Source organism: Streptomyces sp. DSM 15324 (genome assembly GCF_001514285.1).
Lineage (GTDB): Bacteria > Actinomycetota > Actinomycetes > Streptomycetales > Streptomycetaceae > Streptomyces.
In genome coordinates, this window is sequence record NZ_KQ949031.1 from 221,696 (window position 1) to 243,817 (window position 22,122).

A 22,122-nucleotide genomic window follows, 5' to 3' on the forward strand; every position below is an offset into this window, starting at 1 on the left:
GATTCCCTACGCCGGACGCGGTACGAAAGGAGCCACCGTCCCGCAGCGGACGGTGGCCCCTCGTACTGCGGCGCTCGCCGTTCCCCGGTGGGCCGGGGTGCGGACCGGCGGGGCTACATGTGGACGACCGGTGCGGCTTCCGGGTCCTGCTCCGGCACCCCGCGGCGGAAGAGCGCGAACGCGATCACCGCGCCCGCCACGAACATGCCCGCCGACCACCAGAAGGCGGTGGTGTAGGCCTCGATCGTGGCCTGCGCCTGGACCAGCTTGCTGGTGGCGTCCCGCCCGGCCAGGTAGTCGGTCGCGGCGCTCGCGGCGAGGGTGTTGAGCAGTGCCGTACCGATGGAACCGCCGACCTGCTGCATGGCGTTGACCGTCGCGGACGCCACCCCGGCGTCCTCGGCCGCGACCCCGCCGGTGGCCATCTGCATGGCGGGCGGCATGACCAGGCCGAGTCCGATGCCGGTGACGACCAGCTGCGGCAGCACCGCGCTCACGTAGTCCGAGCCGACGCCGATCCCGGTCAGCCAGGCCATGCCGGCGGCGGCGATCGCGAAGCCCAGCGGAATGACCGCCTTCGGTCCCATCCGGGGCACCAGGACGGTGGTGCCCAGCTGGGCCGTCACCATCAGCGCGCCGACCATCGGCAGGAACGCCACACCGGTCTTCGTCGGGCTGAAGCCCAGGTTGAGCTGGAGGTAGTAGGTGAGGAAGAGGAACACGCCGAACATGCCGGCGCCGGAGATCAGCACGGCGAAGAAGGAGGCGGCACGGTTGCGGTCGAGCAGGATGCGCAGCGGCAGCAGCGGATGCGCGGCGCGGGTCTGCCACCAGGCGAAGGCCACCAGCAGCACCCCGCCCGCGATCAGGAAGCCCCAGGTCAGGGGGGAGCCCCAGTCGTGCGTCTCGGCGTTGGAGAAGCCGTAGACCAGGGAGAACAGTCCGGCGGCGACCAGGAAGGTGCCGGGGACGTCGAGCTTGGAGTTGCCCGCGTCGCGGTGGTTGGTCAGCAGGATCCAGCCGCCCGCGAAGGCGAGGACCGCGATGGCCACGTTGACGTAGAGGGTCCAGCGCCAGTCCAGCGCGTCGGTCAGGATGCCACCGAGCAGCAGGCCCACCGCGCCGCCCGCGCCGGCGATGGCGCCGTAGACGCTGAACGCCTTGGCGCGCTCCTTGGCGTCGGTGAACGTCGTGTTGAGCAGGGAGAGCGCGGCCGGGGCGAGCAGCGCGCCGAACGCGCCCTGCAGCGCGCGGGCGGTGACCAGCATCTCGAAGTTCGTGGCCGCGCCGCCGAGCGCGGAGACCGCGGCGAAGCCGACGACGCCGATGAGGAAGGCGGTCTTGCGGCCGAAGAGGTCGGCTATGCGGCCGCCGAGCAGCAGCAGTGAGGCGAAGGCCAGGGCGTAGGCGGTGACGATCCACTGCCGGTTGCCGTCGGAGAAGCCGAGGTCGGCCTGGGCCGAGGGCAGGGCGATGTTCACGATGGTGGCGTCCAGCACCACCATCAGCTGGGCCAGGGCGACGACCGCGAGGATCCACCATTTCCTGGCGGAGGCGGACGGCGCCGGCTCGGTGCCCGTGCGGGCGCCGTCCGTCAAGGTCTTCGAGGGCATGGGGAACCACTCCAGGGAGGTCGGTGCGATGGAGCAGGCGGATGGGCAAAGAGAACGTAAACGAAACGGTTTCGTACACATCGAGGCTAGACCACTTTGAGCGAAACGGCAAAGTTTCGTTACCGGGGCGGGAGTGGCCCGCCCCGCCCTACGTCCGCTGACGGCGCACCAGTTCGTGCAGGCGTCCGCTCGGGTCCGCGGGTGCTCTCGACGGCCGTGCGCTGGGTGTCGTTGTCCAGGGCCCTGGTCGTCGCCTCGTCGAGATGGCCCTCGATGGCCCGCATCCCGCCCATCCGCAGGATCAGCGCGCTGTTGAGGGTGGCGAGCGTCGGCGCGACCGCGCCCGGCCAGGCGCTCGGCGCACCGAGCCGCTGCTGCTCCTCCAGGGTGGTGGCGTGCTGCCCGGCCCACGTGCGGAAGTAGCCGTCCGCACCGCCGGTCGCCTTCATCGTCTCGATCAACTGGAGCCCGGTGTAGGCGGTGTTGGTGAGCCGGGCGGGTCCGCCCGCAGTTTCGCCGTACGCGTCCCGCGCAGCCTGACGACGTCGGATTCTCCGACGTCCGCAGCCGGGTGGGTCGGAACTGCCGTGATCGAGACATCCGATCCGGCGGGGGTTGTGGGACGGCTGTGCGCCTGGCGGGTTTTCGGCGCCCGTGTCCTGGAAGGATCCCGTCCGCTTCGACGGCGGACGTCGCGGTATGGGTGGGTGCCTCCCCGTGGCCCGGTCAGGGCGCGGTCATGGCCGATTCCGCATTGCGCAAAGGAAGTTGGCAAACGCGATTGAACGCATCCCGCGTCCCGCGCGTACTCAGGGCCAACCAGGCGCCGCTGTACGGAGCTGCCGGCGACCGGCAGCCAGACCCCGCCCCCCCAGGAGGTCGAGTTTTTTGAGTCACAAGCGAGTTACGAAGCGTAAGGCCATCATCGCGGTCGGTGGTGTCGCGGCGCTCGGAGCGGCGGCCATCCTGCTTCCCCAGGCCAACGCCTCCCAGGACGGCTCCCCCGACGCCGCCTCCGTGAAGACCCTGAAGACGGGCGACGCCTCGAACCTCGCCGCGCAGCTCCAGCAGCTGCTCGGGGACGCCTTCGCCGGCTCCTACTACGACTCCGGCCGGCAGCAGCTGGTCGTCAACGTCGCCGACGGCTCCGGCGACAAGAGCAACGCCGTCGCCCAGGCCGAGAAGGCCGGCGCCAAGGTCCGCGAGGTCCAGAACAGCGCGGCCGAGCTCGAGGCGGCCGCGAAGACCCTGAAGACCAAGGCGACCATCACGGGCACCGCGTGGGGCGTCGACCCGCGGACGAACCAGATCGTGGTCACCGCCGACTCCACCGTCACCGGCGCCAAGTGGGACCGGCTGGAGTCCACCGTCCAGAGCCTCGGCTCGGGCATGGCGACGGTCAAGAAGTCCGCCGGCACCTTGTCCACCAAGGTCTCCGGCGGCGACGCCATCTTCGGCGGCGGGGCCCGCTGCTCCCTCGGCTTCAACGTCACCGCCAAGGACGGCTCGCCCGCCTTCCTGACGGCCGGTCACTGCGGCGTCGCCGCGGAGCAGTGGTCCGACTCCGAGAACGGCCAGCCGATCGCCACCGTCGACCAGGCGACCTTCCCCGGCGACGGTGACTTCGCACTCGTGAAGTACGACGACCCGAACACCCAGGCGCCGAGCGAGGTCAATGTCGGCCAGCAGACCGTCGCCATCTCGCAGGCCGCCGACGCGGTCGTGGGCACCCAGGTCTTCCGGATGGGCAGCACCACCGGCCTCAAGGACGGCAACGTCCTCGCCCTCGACGCCACGGTCAACTACCCCGAGGGCACCGTCACCGGTCTCATCCAGACCGACGTCTGCGCCGAGCCCGGCGACAGCGGCGGCTCCCTGTTCACCCAGGACGGCCTCGCGGTCGGCCTGACCTCCGGCGGCAGCGGCGACTGCACCGTCGGCGGCGAGACCTTCTTCCAGCCGGTGACCACCGCCCTCCAGGCGACCGGAGCGAGCCTCGGCGGTGGCGTGGGCGCCGGCGACGGCGTCGGCGACAACGGCCAGGGCGCCGGCGCGGTCGACCAGAACGGCGACGGCATCGACGACCAGACCGGCGAGGCCGTCAACGGCAACGGTCAGGACGCCGGCAACGGCCAGGGCGCCGGCGCGGTCGACCAGAACGGCGACGGCATCGACGACCAGACCGGCGAGGCCGTCAACGGCAACGGTCAGGACGCCGGCAACGGCAAGGGCCAGGACGCCGGCAACGGGGCGCAGGACCAGAACGGCGCCCAGCAGCAGAACGACAACGGTCTCGAGGGCGGCGCGGGCGTGACCGCGTCCCACTGACACCGCATCGGCACCAGCCGATCACCGGCACCGCGTGAACGGTCCGGCCCTCCGGCGGGGGCCGGGCCGTTCACGCGCTCAGGTCGCCCGCAGCAACAACAGCGCCACGTCGTCGAGCCGTTCCTCGGCCGCCGCGTACGGCCCCACCAGATCGTCGGCCAGTTCCTCCAGCGGACGGCCACCCCTCTCGCCCAGCCGCCGCCCCAGCCCGGCGACCGCGTCCTCGATGTCCACCCCCGGCGACTCGATCAGCCCGTCCGTGTACAGGGCGAGCACACAACCGGGGGCCAGCTCCACCTCCGTCGTCGGATACGCCGCCGACCCGTCGATGCCCAGCAGCGGACCACCCGCGAGGTCCAGCACCCGCACCTGTCCGTCCGCCCGGCGCAACAGCGGCGGCGGATGCCCGGCCCGCGCCATCACCGCCCGCCCGCGGGCCGGGTCCAGCCGCAGGTACAGACAGCTGGCGAAGAGATCGGACCCCAGGTCGATCAGCAGCCGGTTGGTGCTGCGCATCACCTCCGCGGGCTCCTGCCCCACGGTCGTGTACGCCCGTACGGCCGTGCGGAGCTGCCCCATCAGCCCCGCCGCCGTCACGTTGTGGCCCTGCACGTCCCCGATCACCGCCGCCGCCAGCGGCCGGGACGGCACCAGGTCGTAGAAGTCGCCGCCGATCTCCATGCCCCGGGTGGCCGGCAGATAGCGGGCGGCCGCCCGCACCCCGGGCAGCCGCGGCAGCGTGTGGGGGAGCAGGGCCGCCTGGAGTCCGTGCGCGAGCTGGTGCTTGACGTCGTACAGCAGCGCCCGGTCCAGGGCCTGCGCGATCAGCCCCGCCACACTGCTCAGCACCGCCCGCTCGTGCGTGGAGAACTCACGCGGCCGCCCGTACGCCAGCACACACGCGCCCACCGGACGGCCCGAGGCGATCAGCGGCAGGTACGCCCAGGCCGCGAGACCGTCCGGGGAGGACCGCTCGGCCGGGTAGAGCTGCTCCAGCTGCCGCCGGGACGAGAAGAACGACGGGACGCCGTGCGCGACCGCGTGCGCGCCCGGCGACGCCGTCGACAGCGGCATCCCCTCGTACCGCTCCACCGTGTGCGGGTCGGGATAGCCGTGATGGCCCAGCACCCGCAGCCGTCCCGCCCGCGCCCCGAGCAGTGCCAGCGCCTGGCTGCCCACGGTCGGCGCGATCTCGTCCGCGACCAGCCCCACCACGTCCTGCACGGTCACCGTCTCGGTGAGCGCCCCCGCCAGACTCAGCGCCTGCGACATCGACACCAGCCGGCTCGGCGCGTCCCCCGGCCGGGCCGGCGAGGGCTTCGGCTCCGACACGTTCCGCGCCCGGGTGATCCGGACGCTGATCCCCGTGGTGCTCGGGTACAGGCGGAACGACAGCCACTCCTTGGGCGGCCGCAGCGCCACGAACGACACGGGGGCCTGCCCGATCAGCGCCGCCCGGTAACGCTCCTCGTACGAGGGGTCGTTGAGCCAGGGCACCGCGGCCCACAGCTGCGCCCCCAGCAGGGCGCGCACCGGCACCCCGAGCAGATCCGCGGCCGCCGTGTTGGCGAAGCCCACCCGGCCGCTCAGATCCAGCGAACACAGCCCGTACGGCAGCCGGGCCACCATCCGCGCCGCCTCCACCGTGCCGAGGGTGTCCGCGGTCCCGCCGATCGACCAGGCGTCCATCAGATCGGACTCGACCCCCAGCGGCCGGTTCTCCGCCGCCGTCCGCTCCAGCCGCACCGCCAGCCGGTCGCACCCCGCCGTCAGCTCCTCGCGCTCCCGCTCGGACAGCTCCGCCGGATGCGAACCGGGCCAGGTCACGTACACCGCCCCGTACACCCGCGACTCGGTGGCCACCGGCAGCGCCGCCAGCGCGAAGGGATACGGCAGGACGACCGCGATCCGCGGATACCGGCGGGCCATGTCCTCCTCCCCGCCGACCCACACCAGTCGCCGCTCCCGGACCGCCTCCGCCACCGGGATCGGCGCGTTCAGGCCGACCCGCTCCCAGGGCGCCGAGAAGGAACGGGGCAGCCCCGCCGTCACCGCCATCTGGAGCACCGGCTCCTCGCCCGGCCGCAGGTACACCGCACCCGAGTGCGCGCCGACCGCGTCCATCATCGAGGTCAGCGCCAGCGACAGCAGCGGTCGGCCGACCGGCGTCCGCACGGCGGCCGCCGTCTGCCCGGTCTGGTTCCCGTCGGACACGGCGCCCACCTCCTCGGCCCACCGACCATCCCGGGTTCCGGCTCCAAATCTGCCCCCTACCGGGCCGGGGCGCACGGCGAACGCGCGCACGGCGGGGCGGACGGCCCCGCCGTGAGGAGGGGCTGCGCCCGGGTCGCATACGCGCTGTAATGGCGGACGTGGTCACTGAGGGTGCTGCGGGGCGCGGAGCGGGACCCGTGCGTGCCGCCCTCGCCCTGAAGACGATCACGGCCGACCCCGCCGGCCCGGACCGGGTGCGGCGCCTCCTGGAACAGGCGCTCGTCTTCACGGGAGCGTCCCTCGCGGCGCTGTACACGCCCGGCGAGGACACCGCAGCGCTCGTGCTGGCCGAGTCCGCGGGCGTGCCCGGCGCCCTGTACGGACTGCGCGAGAGCTACCCCGCCGACGGACGCTCCCCGGTGGCCGAAGCGCACCGCACCGGCCGGCCCGTGTGGCTCGGCCCGGAACACCTCGCCGAGGGCACCCCCGACGTCCGGCTGGCCGCCCTCCCGGTGCCCGGCGCCGGCGGACGGCTGCTGCTCGCCGTCAGTGAACGCCCCGCCGGCTTCGACGGCGACGACCGCGCCTGCCTGGCCCTCGTCGCGGAGGCGCTCGCCGCGCCCGCGCCCGTCGCCCCCGGCACGGAGGACGAACCGGGCGCGGGCTCCTTCGGCCTCGCCATGGACACCGGCCGCGTCGAGGTCGGCGCCGTGCTCCTGGACCTGTTCGGCATGGACCGGGAGGACTTCGACGGCCGGGTGGAGACCCTCCTCGCCCGGACCGTCCCCGAGGACCTGCCCTCGCTGATGTCCGTCGTCGAGGCCGACCACATGTCGATCGGCGAACGCGAACTGGAGTTCCGGGTGCTCCAGCCCGACGGCCCGCCCCGCTGGCTGCGGCTGCGCGGCCGGCTGCTGCCCGGCGGCGAGGACCGGCCGCCCCGGCTCGTCGGCACCGTCACCGACGCCTCCAGCCTGCGCGCCGAGGTCACCGACGTGGCCCGGGTGCAGCGCCTGGCCGCCGCCCTCGCCACCGCCGGCACCGTCCGGGACGTCAGCCAGGCCGTCGTCACCGCCCTGCGCGAGCCGCTGCGCGCCGACCGGATCGCCCTCGCCGAGCTGGAGAACGACCGGCTCGTCGTCATCGTCCTCGACCCGGCCGACCCCGAGGCCTGGCCCGAGCTGTGGCGCTCGGAATGGCGCGGCGAATGGCCCGACGCCCCCGTAAGCGCCATGCCCACCCTCGCCGCCGCGCTGCGCGAGGGCCGCGCCCGGATCTGGCCCGCCGGCAGCGACGTCCTGGAACCCGCCCTCGCCGAGGTCGGCCCCGGCGGCCTGGCCGTCCTGCCGCTGCCCGCCGCCGGCCGGATGGCGGGCGCCTGTCTCATCGGCTGGGACACCCCGCACGACTTCGGCCCCGACGAACGCGCCCTGCTCACCGCCTCCGCCGGGCTCGCCGGACAGGCCCTGCTGCGCGCCCACGCCTTCGACGCCGAGCACGAACTCGTCGGCATGCTCCAGCGCCAGCTCCTCCCGCGCCGGCTGCCCGCGCTCCCCGGCGGGGTCGCCGTCGCCCGCTACCTGCCCGCCACCGCCGGGCTGGAGGTCGGCGGCGACTGGTACGACGTGATCCCGCTGCCCGACCACCACGTGGCCCTCGTCATCGGCGACGTCCAGGGCCACAGCGCCGCCGCCGCCACCCTCATGGGCCAGATGCGCACCGCGCTGCGCGCCTACGCCACCGAGGGCCACCCGCCGGACGTGGTCGTCGCCCACGCCAACCGGCTGCTGACCGAGCTCGAGACCGACCTGTTCGCCACCTGCGCCTACGTCGACGTCGACATGGAGGCCGGCACCGGATGGTGCGTACGGGCCGGACACCCGCCACCGGTGCTGCGGCACCCGGACGGCGCAACCGAACGCGTCGAGGGCGAGGGCGGCCCGCCGCTCGGCGTGCTCGACCGGACCGAGTTCCCCATGACCCCGCTCAGACTGCTGCCGGGCACGGTCATCGCCCTGACCACCGACGGCCTCGTGGAGTCCGCCCAGCTCGACATCGACACCGGCCTGGACCGGCTCGCCCGGGGCCTCGCCGGTTCCGACCCCGCCGACCTGGGCCTGGTCGCCGACGCGTTGCTGGCCGGCGCCCACCGCGCCGACGACGTGGCCCTGCTGCTGATGCGCTACGACGGCATGGCCGTCAAACCGCTGCGCGACGGCTGGACCGTGTGGCGGCTGCCCGAGGCGGCCCGCCAGGCCCGCCGCTTCAGCCGGCGCACGCTGCGCTCCTGGGACGTGTCCGGCGACGCCGTGGACACGGCCCTCCTCGTGGTCTCCGAACTCGTCACCAACGCCCTGGTGCACACCGACGGCCGGGTCCGCCTCGACCTCACCCTGGTCGGCAACCGGCTGCGGGTGGCCATCACCGACGCCTCGCCCCGCACCCCCGTCCAGCCCAATGTCGGCTGGGAGGCCACCGGTGGCCGCGGCATCCTCCTCGTGGAGGCCGTCTCCGAGGCCTGGGGCACCCTCCCGGTCAGCGGCGGCAAACAGGTGTGGGCCGAGGTCACCGTCGGCGGCTGACGTGTCCGCGGGGCCGCCCCGGGTACTCGCCCTTGCGTGGCGCCGCGGGAACGCTCCGTGGGCCGCCCGAAAGGTGATGAGATCCCGTGACCTCGCACATCGAGGAGAAGCCCGCCGCACGCCGTGCCGAGACCGGCTGGGCCAGAGCCCGCCGACTGCGCCGCGACCTGTGGGCCCTGCGCACCTGCCTGCCCGCCCGGGTGGGCCCCGGCACCCCGCCCGGGATGCGCTCCGGCCCGGAATGGAACATCGTCAGGGGTGAGGACTGAAGACAGACAACCACCACGATCCAGGCATTCCCGGCCTCCGGGAGCCGAGGTGAGGCGATGAAGGCTCTCGTGCTGTCCGGCGGTGCCGGTACCCGACTCCGGCCGATCACCCACACCTCGGCCAAACAGCTCGTCCCCGTGGCCAACAAGGCGGTGCTCTTCTACGGCCTGGAGGCCATCGCCGCGGCGGGCGTCACCGAGGTCGGGGTGATCGTCGGCGACACGGCCGACGAGATCCGCGCGGCCGTCGGCGACGGCTCCCGGTTCGGCCTCGCCGTCACCTACATCCCGCAGGAGCGGCCCCTCGGGCTCGCGCACGCGGTCATGGTGGCCCGTGACTACCTCGGCGACGACGACTTCGTGATGTACCTGGGCGACAACTTCATCGTCGGCGGCATCACCGAACTCGTCGACGAGTTCCGCAGGACCCGCCCCGCCGCCCAGATCCTCCTCACCCGGGTCCCCGACCCGCGCGCCTTCGGCGTCGCCGAACTCGACGCGGCCGGACAGGTCGTCGGACTGGAGGAGAAACCCGACCGGCCCAAGAGCGACCTCGCCCTGGTCGGCGTCTACCTCTTCACCCCCGCGATCCACGCCGCCGTGCGCACGATCCGGCCCTCCCGGCGCGGCGAGCTGGAGATCACCCACGCCGTCCAGCGGCTCATCGACGACGGCGCCGACGTCCGCTCCACGATCATCAAGGGCTACTGGAAGGACACCGGGAACGTCGTCGACATGCTGGAGGTCAACCGGACCGTCCTGGAGGGACTCGAGACCCGGATCGACGGCGAGGTCGATGAGGCCTCCGAGACCGTCGGCCGGGTGGTCGTCGAGGCGGGCGCCCGGATCGTCGGCTCACGCCTGGTCGGCCCCGTCGTCATCGGCGCGGGCACCGAGGTCCGCGACTCCTACGTCGGCCCCTTCACCTCCGTCGCGGAGAACTGCCGTATCACCGACAGCGAGCTGGAGTTCTCCATCGTGCTGCGCGACTCCTCCATCGACGGCGTGGGCCGCATCGAGAACTCCCTGATCGGCCGACATGTGGAAGTCACCCCGGCCCCCGGCGTGCCGAGTGCCCACCGTCTCGTCCTCGGCGACCACAGCAAGGTACAGATCCACACATGAACCTCCTCGTCACCGGAGCCGCCGGCTTCATCGGCTCCACGTACGTCCGCGGCCTCCTCGCCCGCGACACCGCGCTCGACGTCACCGTCCTGGACAAGCTGACCTACGCGGGCACCCTCACCAACCTGCCGGTCGGCCACCCCCGCCTGGAGTTCGTGCAGGGCGACGTCTGCGACGCCGACCTCGTCGACAAGCTGGCCGCCGGCGCCGACCAGATCGTGCACTTCGCCGCCGAGTCCCACGTCGACCGCTCCATCGACGGCGCCGGGACCTTCGTCCGCACCAACGTGCTCGGCACGCAGACCCTGCTCGACGCGGCCCTGCGGCACGCGGTCGGGCCGTTCGTGCACGTCTCCACCGACGAGGTGTACGGCTCCATCGAGACCGGCTCCTGGCCCGAGAGCCACCCACTCGGCCCCACCTCCCCGTACTCCGCGTCCAAGGCGTCCTCCGACCTGATCGCGCTCGCCTACCACCGCACCCACGGCCTGGACGTACGGGTCACCCGCTGCTCCAACAACTACGGTCCCCACCAGTTCCCCGAGAAGGTCATCCCGCTGTTCGTCACCCGCCTCCTCGACGGCGAGCGAGTCCCCCTGTACGGCGACGGACGCAACGTCCGCGACTGGCTGCACGTCGAGGACCACTGCCGGGGCGTCGACCTCGTGCGCACCAAGGGCCGCCCCGGCGAGGTCTACAACCTCGGCGGCGGCACCGAACTCAGCAACCGGGAGCTGACCGGGCTGCTGCTGGAGGCGTGCCACGCCGACTGGGACCGCGTCGACCACGTGCCCGACCGCAAGGGCCACGACCTGCGCTACAGCGTCGACTGGACCAAGGCCCGCACCGAACTCGGCTACCGGCCCCGGCACGACTTCACGGCCGGTCTCGCCGACACCGTCGCCTGGTACCGGGACCACCGCGACTGGTGGGAGCCGCTGAAACGGGGAGCGCGGACCGTATGAGATGGCTCGTCACCGGCGCCGCCGGCCTGCTCGGCCGCGACACCGTCACGGAACTGGCGCGGCGCGGCGAGGACGTGACCGGCCTCGACCACACGGCCCTGGACATCACCCGACCGGACCAGGTGGACCGGGCCGTCGCCGCGCACCGGCCCGACCTCGTCGTCAACTGCGCCGCGTACACCGCCGTCGACGACGCAGAGACCGACGAGGCCCGCGCGCTGCGGATCAACGGCGACGGCCCCCGGCTGCTGGCCCGGTCCTGCGCCGCGCACGGCGCCCGGCTGATCCACGTCTCCACCGACTACGTCTTCGCGGGCGACGCCACCGTCCCCTACCCGGAGGACCACCCCCCGGCCCCGCGCACCGCCTACGGGCGCACCAAACTCGCCGGGGAGCGCGCCGTCCTCGGCGAACTCCCGGACGCCTGCGTCGTCCTGCGCACCGCCTGGCTCTACGGCGTCCACGGCCCCAGCTTCGTCCGGACGATGCTCGGTCTCCAGGCCCGCCGCGACACCCTCGAGGTCGTCGACGACCAGCGGGGCCAGCCCACCTGGAGCGCCGACGTCGCCGCCCGCATCGCCGACCTGGGACCGCGCACCGGCCGCACGGCCACCGGGATCCTGCACGCCACCGCCACCGGCGAGGCCAGCTGGTACGAGCTGACCCGCGAGATCCTCCGGCTCATCGGCGCCGACCCCGACCGGGTCCGCCCCACCACCAGCGACGCCTTCCCCCGGCCCGCCCCGCGCCCCGCCTACAGCGTGCTCGGCCACGCCCGCTGGAGGGAGACCGGCCTGCGCCCCCTGCGGGACTGGCGCACCGCCCTGCACACGGCACTGCCGCTCATCCGCAAGGAGACCCAAGGAGTCCGTTCGTGAAACGCCATGAGTTCCTCCGGGAACTGCACAAGGTCACCGCCGCCCGCACCTACCTGGAGATCGGCGTCAACGACGGCCGCAGCCTCAGGCTGTCCCGGGTGCCGAGCATCGCCGTCGACCCCGCGTTCAAGGTGACCTCCGAGATCCGCTGCGACGTCCATCTGGTGAAGGCCACCAGCGACGACTTCTTCGCCCGCGACAACCCGCTCCAGCACCTCAGGGGCGGCCGGCACCCCTGGCGCAACCTGCGCCGCGGCCGTCCGGCCCTCGGCCACTGGCGGCGCCCCGTCCTCGACCTCTCCTTCATCGACGGCATGCACCTGTTCGAGTACGCGCTGCGCGATTTCATCAACGTCGAGCGGCACTCGGACTGGGCCAGCGTGATCGTCTTCGACGACATGCTGCCGCGCAGCGCCGACGAGGCGGCCCGCGACCGCCACACCACCGCCTGGACCGGCGACGTCTACAAGCTCACCGAGATCCTCGCCCGGCACCGCCCCGACCTCGTCACCGTCCTCGTCGACACCGAGCCCACCGGCCAGCTCCTCGTCTTCGGCGCCGACCCGCGCAGCCGGGTGCTGAGTCAGCGCTACGACGAGATCCTCGCCGAGTTCGACGTGCCCGACCCGCAGAAGGTCCCCGAGACCGTCCTCGACCGCGTCCGCGCGGTCCCGCCCCGGACCCTGCTGGAAGCAGGCTTCTGGCGCCCCCTGACCCGCGCCCGCAACCGGGGCCTGTCCCGCGCCCGGGGCTGGGACGCCCTGCGCACCGCCCTGAACCGGGTATCGGTCGCCGACTGACCACCGCGCGGGCCGCCGCCCCTTCCTTCAGGGGGCGGCGGCCCGCGCGGTGTTTTGTGGGGCCGCGGGGAACTGCGCGACCAGCCACAACGAACCCGCACCCGCCATAGACCTCAACGCCCGCCCCCGCCCCCACGCCCACCCCGCACGACCGCACCGAGCACCCGCCGCCACAGACGCCGCACCCGCCGCCCCCACCTCCGCACCCCACCGGGACGCGGCGCCGGAACGGCCCGCACCCCGTCCGCCCCCACCCGCAGCGCCACCGCCAGCGGATGGAACCGCACCTCGGGCCCGTCCGGCGTCTCCGGCGTGAGGCAGAGCGCCGTGCGCCAGGTACGGCCCGCGAGGTCGGCGACGGGCAGCGAGGCCTCCAGCCGCCCGCCGGGCAGCAGCACCGCGGGCACGTCGTGGGACCCCGGCCCGCTCAGCCGCAGCAGCACCCCGGTGCGCACGGGCACGTGCAACCCCAGGTCCACTCCGATCCGCTCCCCGGCGACCGTGACGTCCGTGGGCCCCGGCCGGCCGAGGCCCAGCCGCCGGCCCGCGCGGCCGACGTCCAGCGCGAGACTGGTGTGCCGGTCGGTCCAGTACGGCAGCACCACCCGGCCCGCGACGACGGCGGCCGGCGGCTCCGCACGGTCGTGGCGGGGCGCCGGCCCCAGCCGCAGCTCCTTGGTCCAGCCGCCGAGCCCGACCCGTACGTAGGCGTCCCACAGTCCGTCGCCCGGCAGCGCGGTCCGGTCCGCGGGGTCGACGGTCGCCGTCCCGCGCAGCACCAGCCGCACCCGGCTGCCGTCCCCGGCGGGAACCGTCTCCCGGACCACCTCGACCGGATGGAAGTACTGCGCGGCGCTGGCCCGGTCGCGCAGCAGCAGGTCCGGCCTGGCCCTGCCGAAGCGGCCGACCGTGTCCTCACCCAGCCACCGCACCGCCTCGGCGACGTCTCTCGGCGGCCACTGCGGCGAGCCCCCGGCGGCCGGGAACGTCATCGGCCCGCCGTCGTGCGTCAGCTCCGCCGCGAACCCGATCCGCAGCACCCCGTCCTGCCAGCGGACGTCCTCCGGGTCCACGGTGAGCGCGACCCCGGACTCCCACTCGGCGAACGCGACGACGTCGTCGTAACGCCCGTCCGTCACGAGTGCGGCGACCACGCGCTGGGTGGGCTGAAGCGGCGCCGCCACCCCCGGTCCGAACCGCTCGACGACCACCGCGTGGATCTCCTCGAACAGCTCCTTGCGGTAGTCCTCGGGCAGGTTCAGGAACCGGCGGCCGCGCAGCCGTTCCACCATCTCCACCCGCAGCCAGCGCCGGAAGAGCCGGTCGCGCAGCGGGCCGGGCTCGGTGTACTTCTCGACCACGTCCAGGGCCTCGCGGAGGTTCTTGAAGTACCCGGCCGGGTCGAAGCGCTGGAAGCCCGCGTTCGCGTCGTCGTCGCGCCGTACGTGGTAGTAGCAGACGTAGTCGGCGAGCACCGCGACGTTGTCCGCGCGCAGATAGGCCTCGGTGACGAAGACGTGGTCCTCCAGGCGGCGCCGCCCCTCCGGGAAACGCAGCCCGGTGCGCTCCAGGAACGCGCGGCGGACCATCTTGTGCGGGGTGAGACTGTCGATCAGCGGCGCGTTCTCGACGTTCGCCTTCGGCCGGTTCACCCGGAACAGCTCCACCGGCACCCCGCGGCCCCGGCCGACCATCTTCCCCACGACGACGTCGGCGTCGTGGGCGACCCCGTACGCGTACATCCGCTCCAGGGCCTCGTCGCCGAGGTGGTCGTCGTTGTCGACGAACATGACGTACTCGCCGCGGGCGGCGTCGATGCCGACGTTGCGGGGCTTGCCGGACCAGCCGGAGTTCTCCTGGTGGATGACCCGCACCCGGGGATCCTCGGCGGCTAGCGCGTCGAGACGGGCGGGGGTGGCGTCGGTGGAGCCGTCGTCCACGAAGATCACTTCGTAGGCGTCGGGCGGCAGCGACTGCCTGAGCAGCGACGCGACACAGTCCTCGATGTAGGGACCGGGGTTGTAGACGGGGACGATGACGCTGACCTTGACCGGCATCGGGCTCCTGGCCCCCTTTGGATCTGTTCGGATCTGTGCCGTAGGGCGGGTGCGCGTTGGCCCGATGCTAACGCCGCGGTGCCTCGCTCACCTGTCCTGTTCCCCAGCGTTCACGAGCCGTTGCCCGGCGTCGCCCGCAGACGGCGGGGTCCGGGGGCCGCGCAGCCGGATTCCGGCCTTGCTCCGGTCGGGGGAGGCGTCGCCCGGCCGCGTGCGCCCCGGCGTTCAGGTCAAAGCGGTGGTGCAAACACGTCATGGCGGTGCGGAGCGGCTTCTTCCGCTCGCTGGTGGTGTCAGAGTGCAGGGGCGGTGCCCGGCCCGGGCACTGCCGGATGAACGATCTGACTCAAGGAGTTCGCTCGTGAGAAAGAGAGTCGTCACACTTCTCGCCACCGCCGTCGTCGCCACCCTGACGCTCGGCAGCCAGGCCATCGCGGCGCCCTCGGACGACGCTGCAGCGGCTGCCGGCGGTACGGCAGCGGTGCAGTCCCTGCGGGCGAACCAGACTCGGTATGCGCCGTTCACCCTGAGCCGGGGCCAGTCGGTCAGCTCCAACACGGCGCGGTTGATCATGCAGACCGACGGCAACCTCGTCATCTACGACGAGTTCAACCGGGCCCGCTGGGCCTCGAACACCGTCAACCGGGGCTGGTCGGCGACCCTCCAGGGCGACGGCAACTTCGTCGTCTACACGGCCTCCGGCAGGCCGGTATGGGCCTCCAACACGGCGGGTCATCCGGGCTCCCGCCTGGTCGTGCAGGACGACGGCAACGTGGTGGTCTACGACGGCAGTCAGGCCGTCTGGGCTTCGGGCACGAACCACTGAACCAGGTCGTCCGCGTCCGGTTGAAAACGGCCTGCCGGACTGCTTCGGCAGGCCGTTTTCGGCTTCGGGCGCACAGATGAAAGTGAGACGGCAGCATGCACGTTCACATCGACGCGGTAGACCCGGAGAAAATGATCAGGTTCTGGGGCGGCATCCCGGGTGGGGGTGGGTACAGCGTCGGCGAGGCGACATCTCCGGCGGTGCTACCGGTCGTCACCGTCCTTGTCGGAACGATCGCCGAACAGGTGCAGACGCTGATCGCCAAGGGCGCCTCTCTCGTGGAACCTCACGATGGCCTGCACGCCCTGATGGCGGATCCGGAAGGCAACAGGTTCGTGGTGGTGCTCGACCCCGACCACGAAGCATGACGCTCTCCAGGTTGCGCCGGCGGGGGAGCTAGCCTGGGCACATGGGGATTTCTCTCCTGCTGATGTCCGACACCCACCTGCCCAAGCGCGCCAGGGAACTCCCCGCCCCGCTGCTCGCCGCGCTCCCCGAGGCCGAGGTCGTCGTGCACGCCGGGGACTGGGTCGACGTGGCCACTCTCGATCTGCTGGAGAGCCGCAGCCGTCGGCTGATCGCGGTGTACGGCAACAACGACGGCCCCGACCTGCGCGCCCGGCTGCCCGAGGTGGCCCGTGCCGAGCTGGGCGGGCTGCGCCTCGGCGTGATCCACGAGACGGGACCGGCCCAGGGCCGCGAGGCCCGCTGCGCCGCCCGTTTCCCCGAGCTCGACGTCCTGGTCTTCGGCCACAGCCACATCCCCTGGGACAGCACCGCCCCCGGCGGACTGCGCCTGCTCAACCCGGGTTCCCCCACCGACCGCCGCCGTCAGCCGCACTGCACCTATCTCACCGCCACGGTGGCCGACGGCAGCCTCACGGACGTCGTCCTGCACCGGCTGCCACCTCGCTGAACCGGGCCGCGCCCGGCCGAAACGGTCGGGGGCGGCCCGGCTGCTGCGAGTCTGCTGTGCTTCACGGACCTCCTTCCCTCGCGGGGATGGTTGACAGTGCCACTACCCAGCATCCCTCTGTCTCATACGCCCCGTTTTGAAGGAATTATGGGACTTTCCGCTTCCGGAGGGCGGCCGTGGATCGCCCCCGCCGTTTTCGACAGCGGAGCGCCCGTGCCGCCCCAGCGCACGGCGACGATCTCGGCGGCCACCGACACCGCGACCTCCTCGGGCGTACGCGCACCGAGGTCGAGCCCGACCGGGGAGCGCAACCGGGTCAGCTCGGGCTCGCCCAGCCCCGCCTCGACCAGCCGCCGCCGACGGTCCTCGTGGGTGCGCCGGCTGCCCATCGCGCCGATGTACGCGGCCGGCCGGCGCAGCGCCTCCTCGAGGAGCGGCACGTCGAACTTCGGGTCGTGGGTGAGGACGCAGATCACGGTGCGCTCGTCCGTCCGGGTACCGCGCAGATACCGGTGCGGCCAGTCCACGACCACCTCGACACCCTCGGGGAAGCGGCTCGGTCTGGCGAACACCGGGCGCGCGTCGCACACCGTGACCCGGTAGCCGAGAAAATCGCCGATGCGGGCCACGGCCGCCGCGTAGTCGATCGCCCCGAACACCAGCATGCGCGGCGGCGGGGCGAAGGAGTGCAGGAACACCGTGACCGCGTCCTCGCGCCGCTGCCCGCGCGGTCCGTAGTGCCGCACTCCGGTGGCTCCGAGGGCGAGCTCCCCGCGCGCGTCCGCGGTGACCGCCGCGTCCAGGCCCTCGGTGCCGAGCGAGCCCGCGGCACGGTCCGGCCGGACCGCGAGGGCGGCGCCGAGTGCGGCCGGGCCGTCGGTGACGGTGGCCAGGGTCACCGGTTCGCCGGCGGCGACGGAGGCGGCGAGCAGGCCGAAGGCGGGATCCCGCCCGGGGATGACCGGCCGGACCAGCACGGTGAGCTCCCCGCCGCAGGTCAGCCCCACCGCGAACGCGTCGGCGTCGCTGTACCCGAACGTCTCCCGGCGGGCCCGCCCGCTCGCCAGCACCTCCTGGGCGAGCTCGAACACCGCGCCCTCCACACAGCCCCCGGACACACTGCCCACGACCTCGTCGTCCGGCCCCACCGCCATCGCCGCCCCCGGCGACCGCGGCGCGCTGCGGCTGACCGCGACCACGGTCGCGAGCCCGAACGGCGCACCGGCGCCGTACCACCCGCTCAGCACCGGGAGAATCTCGCGCACGTCTGCACGGTAATCCGTTGCCGCCCCGCCCGCCGCTCGACTTCCGGGGCCTGCGGTGCGCGTGGGGCGCCGCCAAAGGTGAACAATGTTCAACCTTACTCGTGAGTCAGATGTATTGACGGTGTCCGGAAAGCGCCCGACTGTAGTGGACATGCCGAATGCCCGGGCACGTCTGCTCGCTGTTCTGGTCGTCCTCTGCGGACTCTGCGGTTTCCTGACGGCCGCGGGCACGCCCGCCGCCGCGGCCACCGTCCCCGACTCCCTCCCGTTCGACGGCACGGCGCTCACCGTGTCGAACGGCCGCTTCGTCGACGCGAACGGCCGTGAGGTGGTACTGCGTGGCTACAACGTCTCCGGCGAGACGAAACTCGCCGAGAACAAGGGTCTGCCCTTCGCCTCGGTCGCCGACGCCAGGAAGTCGGCGACGGCCCTGCGCGCCCTCGGCGGCGGCAACGCCGTGCGCTTCCTGCTCTCCTGGGCCTACGCCGAACCGGTGAAGGGCCAGGTCGACACCGCCTATCTCGCCTCCGCCACCGCCCAGATGCAGGCCTTCCTCGACGCGGGCATCCGGGTCTACCCCGACTTCCACCAGGACCTGTACTCCCGCTACCTGTTCAACTCGGGCAGCTGGTACACCGGCGACGGCGCCCCCGCCTGGGCGGTCGCGCTCGGCGGCTACCCCGCCGAGTCCTGCGGCATCTGCTTCGTGTGGGGCCAGAACATCACCCAGAACAGTGCGGTGAAGAAGGCCCAGTACGACTTCTGGCACAACGCCTACGGCCTCCAGGACTACTTCCTGGCCGCCGCCCAGAAGACCATGGCCTACATCAAGGCGAACCTCACGGCCGAGGAGTTCGCCGGCGTCCTCGGCTTCGACCCCTACAACGAGCCGTACGCCGGCCCCTACGACTCCGGCCAGGCCAGCCGCACCTGGGAACGCGACCTGCTGTGGCCCTTCTACGTGAGGTTCCGGGCCCGGATGGACGCGGCCGGCTGGACCGACAAGCCCGCCCTCGTCGAGCCGAACCTCTTCTGGAACGGCAACGTCAGCAAGGAGGAGGGCGGCCTCCTCGACGCCGGCGCGATCGGCTCCCGGTACGTCTTCAACACCCACTTCTACGACCAGAAGGCGATCTCCGGGATCCTGATGTGGGGCAACGCCGCGGACGGCCAGTACGTCGGCGACTTCGGCACGGTCCGAGACCGCGCCTCGGCCCTCGGGACGACGGCGATCGTCAGCGAGTTCGGCCACCCCCTCAACGGCAGCACCGCCGGCAAGGCGCCCACCGTGCTGAAGGCGATGTACCAGGCCCTCGACTCGCGGGTGAAGGGCGCCAACTGGTGGACGACACCGGCCGCTTCGGGACGGGTGCTGTCCGGTTCGCAGTGGCAGTGGGACATCTACAACGGGCGGCACCGCGAGCTGATGAACGGCAACGCCGACAAGGTGATGACCTCCGGTGACGCCTGGAACGACGAGGACCTCTCGGCCGTACGCCTGGACGACAGCGGTGTCGCGACGCTCCGTCAGGACGCCCGCCTCCTCGACCGGGTGTACCCGAGCGCCACCTCGGGCTCCACCGTCGCCTTCACCTACGAGGACCGCTCCCGTGACGGCTCCACCACGCTCACCTGGAACCCGGTTCCCAGCAGCCTGCCGAACGTGGCCTCGCTGGTCGGTTCCGGCCAGTACGGCGTGCTGGTGTGGCGGTCCACCGGCGGCACCGCGCCCACCGAGCTGCATCTGCCCGCCTCCTTCCCGACCGCGTCCACCACGGTCGTCTCCGACCTGGGCACGGTGTACGGACCGCCGGCGTACTCCTCCGCGACGAGGATCGGTGCCGCCGTGGAACCCGGTGGGACGGGCAGCCGCCGACTGCTGCTCAGCGCCGCCGACTCCGGTGTCCTGCACTACGCACTGGTGACGAACGGCGCGACCGCGCCGTCCGCGACCCTGCTGGCCGCGGCCCGCAGCGAGCTGGCCGCGTGGGTGGCCTCGAAGATCGGATAGGCGCGAGGGCGCGAGGGCACGACACCGCGCCACCGCGCGCGAAGGAGGGGGCGGGCGCCGGGCGCCCGCCCCCTCCGGTGCCGGGCCGATCAGCTGCCGGTGCCCGTCCAGTCGGCCGCGACATGGCCGAGCCGCACCCGCTGCGGGTGGTCGCCCACCGGGACCGACAGGACCTTCTTGCCGGTGGCGAAGTCGATCGCCGTGACCTGGTCGGCGCCGCTCTCGGAGATCACACAGTCCTTGCCGTCGCCGCTGACCGTGGCCCAGTACGGCTTGGACGCGGTGACCAGGGGACCCTCCTGGAGGGTGCTGCGGTTGACGACCGTCGCGTAGTCGTCCATGGTCCCGGCGACGCACAGCTTGCTGCCGTCCGGGCTCATCGACAGACCGTGGTGGCGGGAGTCGTTGACGAACGTGGTGCGGTCGTCGTTCGTCGCCGGGTTCTTCGGCAGGGTCTTGGTGCGGGTGATGCGGTCGCCGGCGAGGTCGTACTCGAAGAAGCCGTTGAAGAACGACACCTGGAAGTAGAGCTTGGACTCGTCGGGCGAGAACACCGCCGGGCGCACCGCGTCCGAGTAGTCGGTGAGGCCGATCGCGTCCAGTCTCTGCCGCATGTCGATGATCTTGACCTGCTTGTAGGTGGTCGCGTCGACGACCGTGATGCGCCGGTCGCCCTTCGTCCAGTCCAGCCACGGGGCGTCGAGACTGGTGTTCACATCACCGATCGCCATGTTGTAGATGTACTTGCCGTCCTTGGTGAAGATGTTCTCGTGCGGCTTGTCGCCGGTGGCGAACGACCCCACCTGCTTGCCCGTGTTGATGTCCAGCACGTGCACGGTGTTGGCGGTCGACGCGGAGACCGCGACCCGGGTGCCGTCGGGGGAGACGGCCATGTGGTCGGAGCGGTAACCGGACACGGGGAAGCGCCAGTTGATGGCACCGGTGGCGAGGTTGATGGAGACCACGTCGGCGAAGCTGGGACGCGAGACGACGACGGACCTGCCGTCCGGCGTGGAGTACATGTCGTCCACGAACTGGTCGTGGCCCTCGCCGACGCCGTTGCGGATGGCCGTGAAGTAGATCCACTTGATCGGGTCGGCGTTGATCTCCGCCATCCGCGCGTCCTTGTCGGGGATCACGTTGATCCGGCCGACCTTCGCGAAGTCACCGGTGGACTTGATGACGTCCGCGGTGCCCTCCCAGTTGTTGCCGACGAACATCACCTCGCGCAGGTCGGCGCCGGACGCGGCCTGGGCCGTGGTCGCGGGGGCGGTGACGGACAGGACGAGGGCGGCGGCTACGGCACAGAGGTGCCCGGGTTTGAAGGCGGCCATGAGTGCTCACTCCTCCGGAGTGGGGAAACGGGTGGGGCAGGGCTGAGCGGCTCGAAGAAGCCCGAATCTGAACACGCCTGCGTTCAGAACGTACTTACTGGAAAGTAAGGAAGGGGTGCCCTTCGCCACAAGACTCCGTGCACGACAAAATTGGCGACGGGGGGGCATGGAGCGACACGGGAGGGTGCAGTGACGGGCAGACTCAGGGCGCCGACCGGCCGGTACGGCGGCAAGACCGCGGCCGAGCGGCAGGCGGAGCGGCGCGGCAGGTTCCTCGACGCGGCGCTGAAGCTCTTCGGGGGCACCCCCGGCTACCGCGGGACGACGGTCGCTGCGCTCAGCGAGGCCGCGGGGCTGTCGACGCGGCAGTTCTACGAGGAGTTCCGCACCCTCGAGGACGTCCTCGCGGTGCTCCACCTCCAGGTCAACGACTGGGCGGAGGCGGCCGTCGTGGCCGCCTTCGCGGCGGCGGAGGGCCTGCCGCTGGCCGAGCGGGTCACGGCGATCTTCCACGCCTACGCCGCCGACGTCACCTCGGATCCGAGCCGGATCCGGATCACCTTCGTCGAGATCGTGGGCGTCAGCCCCCGTCTGGAGGAGCAGCGCCTGGCCCGCCGTGCCCGCTGGATCGAGCTGATCTGTGCCGAGGCCACGGCCGCCGTCGAACGCGGCGAGGCGGCCCCCCGCGACTACCGCCTCTCGGCCGCGGCCTTCATCGGCAGCGTCAACGGCCTTCTCCACGACTGGAGCGCCGGCTGGGTCGACGCCACCCTGGACGAGGTGGTCGACGAACTGGTCCGCCAACTGCTGGGGATACTGCGGCCTCCGGGGTGGGTGCCCGAGTCCAGAACCCGTCCGTAGGACCGCGTCGCCACCGATGAACACCGGCCTCCCGCACGCCGGTCGGTCGTCGGACCCTTCCTCGCCGCGCGGCCTCCG

17 protein-coding genes and 1 pseudogene are annotated in these 22,122 nt (G+C 72.6%); 12 read left to right on the forward strand and 6 right to left on the reverse strand.

Going from position 1 to position 22,122, the window contains the following annotated elements:
• Positions 1–113: 113 nt before the first annotated feature.
• Together AQJ58_RS27175 and AQJ58_RS41590 are read right to left on the reverse strand one after the other, a co-directional pair.
• Entirely contained in the window at positions 114–1,613 is a 1,500-nt protein-coding gene (locus AQJ58_RS27175; protein WP_067254757.1) for an MFS transporter, read from the reverse strand.
• A gap of 260 nt (positions 1,614–1,873) precedes the next feature.
• Positions 1,874–2,157 (reverse strand): annotated as a pseudogene (locus AQJ58_RS41590) (NHLP family bacteriocin export ABC transporter peptidase/permease/ATPase); the annotation flags it as partial.
• A 344-nt stretch (positions 2,158–2,501) separates the two neighbouring features.
• Between AQJ58_RS41590 and AQJ58_RS27185 the strand changes: the two are divergent.
• Positions 2,502–3,941, forward strand: a complete 1,440-nt coding sequence (locus AQJ58_RS27185) for a S1 family peptidase (protein WP_067254763.1) — start codon at positions 2,502–2,504, stop codon at positions 3,939–3,941.
• 78 nt (positions 3,942–4,019) lie between these two features.
• Here the strand turns inward: AQJ58_RS27185 and AQJ58_RS27190 are convergent, their stop codons facing one another.
• Positions 4,020–6,164: a SpoIIE family protein phosphatase gene (locus tag AQJ58_RS27190; protein ID WP_107122168.1), complete on the reverse strand. Its 2,145-nt coding sequence runs from the start codon at positions 6,162–6,164 to the stop codon at positions 4,020–4,022.
• Positions 6,165–6,304: 140 nt separating this feature from the next.
• Between AQJ58_RS27190 and AQJ58_RS27195 the strand changes: the two genes are divergently transcribed.
• From AQJ58_RS27195 to AQJ58_RS27220, 6 genes are all read left to right on the forward strand, one after another.
• Positions 6,305–8,737 carry a SpoIIE family protein phosphatase gene (locus AQJ58_RS27195; RefSeq protein ID WP_067254768.1) on the forward strand — a complete coding sequence of 811 codons (2,433 nt, stop codon included), beginning with the start codon at positions 6,305–6,307 and terminating at the stop codon, positions 8,735–8,737.
• Between the two features lie 86 nt (positions 8,738–8,823).
• On the forward strand, positions 8,824–9,006 hold the full coding sequence (locus AQJ58_RS27200) for a hypothetical protein (protein WP_067254770.1): 183 nt from the start codon (positions 8,824–8,826) through the stop codon (positions 9,004–9,006).
• 57 nt (positions 9,007–9,063) lie between these two features.
• Entirely contained in the window at positions 9,064–10,131 is a 1,068-nt protein-coding gene (locus tag AQJ58_RS27205) for a glucose-1-phosphate thymidylyltransferase (RefSeq protein ID WP_067254772.1), read from the forward strand.
• The gene (gene rfbB, locus AQJ58_RS27210; protein WP_067254775.1) at positions 10,128–11,096 is read left to right on the forward strand and encodes a dTDP-glucose 4,6-dehydratase; all 969 of its coding nucleotides are present in this window, start codon (positions 10,128–10,130) and stop codon (positions 11,094–11,096) included. The genes AQJ58_RS27205 and rfbB overlap by 4 nt, the downstream gene beginning before the upstream one ends.
• Positions 11,093–11,974 (forward strand): dTDP-4-dehydrorhamnose reductase, encoded by an 882-nt coding sequence (gene rfbD, locus AQJ58_RS27215; RefSeq protein WP_067254776.1) that lies wholly within the window; start codon positions 11,093–11,095, stop codon positions 11,972–11,974. Before rfbB ends, rfbD begins: the two co-directional genes overlap by 4 nt.
• Positions 11,971–12,774 carry a class I SAM-dependent methyltransferase gene (locus AQJ58_RS27220; protein WP_067254779.1) on the forward strand — a complete coding sequence of 268 codons (804 nt, stop codon included), beginning with the start codon at positions 11,971–11,973 and terminating at the stop codon, positions 12,772–12,774. Before rfbD ends, AQJ58_RS27220 begins: the two co-directional genes overlap by 4 nt.
• A gap of 113 nt (positions 12,775–12,887) precedes the next feature.
• Here the strand turns inward: AQJ58_RS27220 and AQJ58_RS27225 are convergent, their stop codons facing one another.
• On the reverse strand, positions 12,888–14,831 hold the full coding sequence (locus AQJ58_RS27225) for a glycosyltransferase family 2 protein (RefSeq protein WP_067254781.1): 1,944 nt from the start codon (positions 14,829–14,831) through the stop codon (positions 12,888–12,890).
• A gap of 361 nt (positions 14,832–15,192) precedes the next feature.
• Here AQJ58_RS27225 and AQJ58_RS43515 point away from each other — a divergent pair, with 361 nt between their 5' ends.
• The 3 genes from AQJ58_RS43515 (at position 15,193) to AQJ58_RS27240 (ending at position 16,573) form a co-directional block, all read left to right on the forward strand.
• The gene (locus AQJ58_RS43515) at positions 15,193–15,657 is read left to right on the forward strand and encodes a lectin (protein WP_159056345.1); all 465 of its coding nucleotides are present in this window, start codon (positions 15,193–15,195) and stop codon (positions 15,655–15,657) included.
• A 95-nt stretch (positions 15,658–15,752) separates the two neighbouring features.
• A complete protein-coding gene (locus tag AQJ58_RS27235; RefSeq protein WP_067254783.1) occupies positions 15,753–16,025 on the forward strand; it encodes a VOC family protein in 273 nt (90 codons plus the stop codon).
• Positions 16,026–16,072: 47 nt separating this feature from the next.
• A complete protein-coding gene (locus AQJ58_RS27240) occupies positions 16,073–16,573 on the forward strand; it encodes a metallophosphoesterase family protein (RefSeq protein ID WP_067255161.1) in 501 nt (166 codons plus the stop codon).
• Between the two features lie 122 nt (positions 16,574–16,695).
• Here the strand turns inward: AQJ58_RS27240 and AQJ58_RS27245 are convergent, their stop codons facing one another.
• Entirely contained in the window at positions 16,696–17,838 is a 1,143-nt protein-coding gene (locus tag AQJ58_RS27245; RefSeq protein WP_067254786.1) for an XdhC family protein, read from the reverse strand.
• Positions 17,839–17,989: 151 nt separating this feature from the next.
• On the opposite strand from AQJ58_RS27245, the gene AQJ58_RS27250 reads away from it, so the two are divergent.
• Positions 17,990–19,849, forward strand: a complete 1,860-nt coding sequence (locus AQJ58_RS27250; RefSeq protein ID WP_067255163.1) for a cellulase family glycosylhydrolase — start codon at positions 17,990–17,992, stop codon at positions 19,847–19,849.
• Positions 19,850–19,938: 89 nt separating this feature from the next.
• On the opposite strand, the gene AQJ58_RS27255 is transcribed toward AQJ58_RS27250, so the two are convergent.
• A complete protein-coding gene (locus AQJ58_RS27255; protein ID WP_067254788.1) occupies positions 19,939–21,183 on the reverse strand; it encodes a YncE family protein in 1,245 nt (414 codons plus the stop codon).
• A gap of 189 nt (positions 21,184–21,372) precedes the next feature.
• Here AQJ58_RS27255 and AQJ58_RS27260 point away from each other — a divergent pair, with 189 nt between their 5' ends.
• Positions 21,373–22,044, forward strand: a complete 672-nt coding sequence (locus tag AQJ58_RS27260) for a TetR/AcrR family transcriptional regulator (protein WP_067254790.1) — start codon at positions 21,373–21,375, stop codon at positions 22,042–22,044.
• Positions 22,045–22,122 lie beyond the last annotated feature (78 nt).

Coding starts and splice junctions, on each gene's coding strand:
- AQJ58_RS27175 (WP_067254757.1), bottom strand. CDS start 1,613: ATGCCCTCGAAGACCTTGACGGACGGCGCCCGCACGGGCACCGAGCCG.
- AQJ58_RS27195 (WP_067254768.1), top strand. CDS start 6,305: ATGGCGGACGTGGTCACTGAGGGTGCTGCGGGGCGCGGAGCGGGACCC.
- AQJ58_RS27205 (WP_067254772.1), top strand. CDS start 9,064: ATGAAGGCTCTCGTGCTGTCCGGCGGTGCCGGTACCCGACTCCGGCCG.
- rfbB (WP_067254775.1), top strand. CDS start 10,128: ATGAACCTCCTCGTCACCGGAGCCGCCGGCTTCATCGGCTCCACGTAC.
- rfbD (WP_067254776.1), top strand. CDS start 11,093: ATGAGATGGCTCGTCACCGGCGCCGCCGGCCTGCTCGGCCGCGACACC.
- AQJ58_RS27225 (WP_067254781.1), bottom strand. CDS start 14,831: ATGCCGGTCAAGGTCAGCGTCATCGTCCCCGTCTACAACCCCGGTCCC.
- AQJ58_RS27235 (WP_067254783.1), top strand. CDS start 15,753: ATGCACGTTCACATCGACGCGGTAGACCCGGAGAAAATGATCAGGTTC.
- AQJ58_RS27250 (WP_067255163.1), top strand. CDS start 17,990: ATGCCGAATGCCCGGGCACGTCTGCTCGCTGTTCTGGTCGTCCTCTGC.
- AQJ58_RS27255 (WP_067254788.1), bottom strand. CDS start 21,183: ATGGCCGCCTTCAAACCCGGGCACCTCTGTGCCGTAGCCGCCGCCCTC.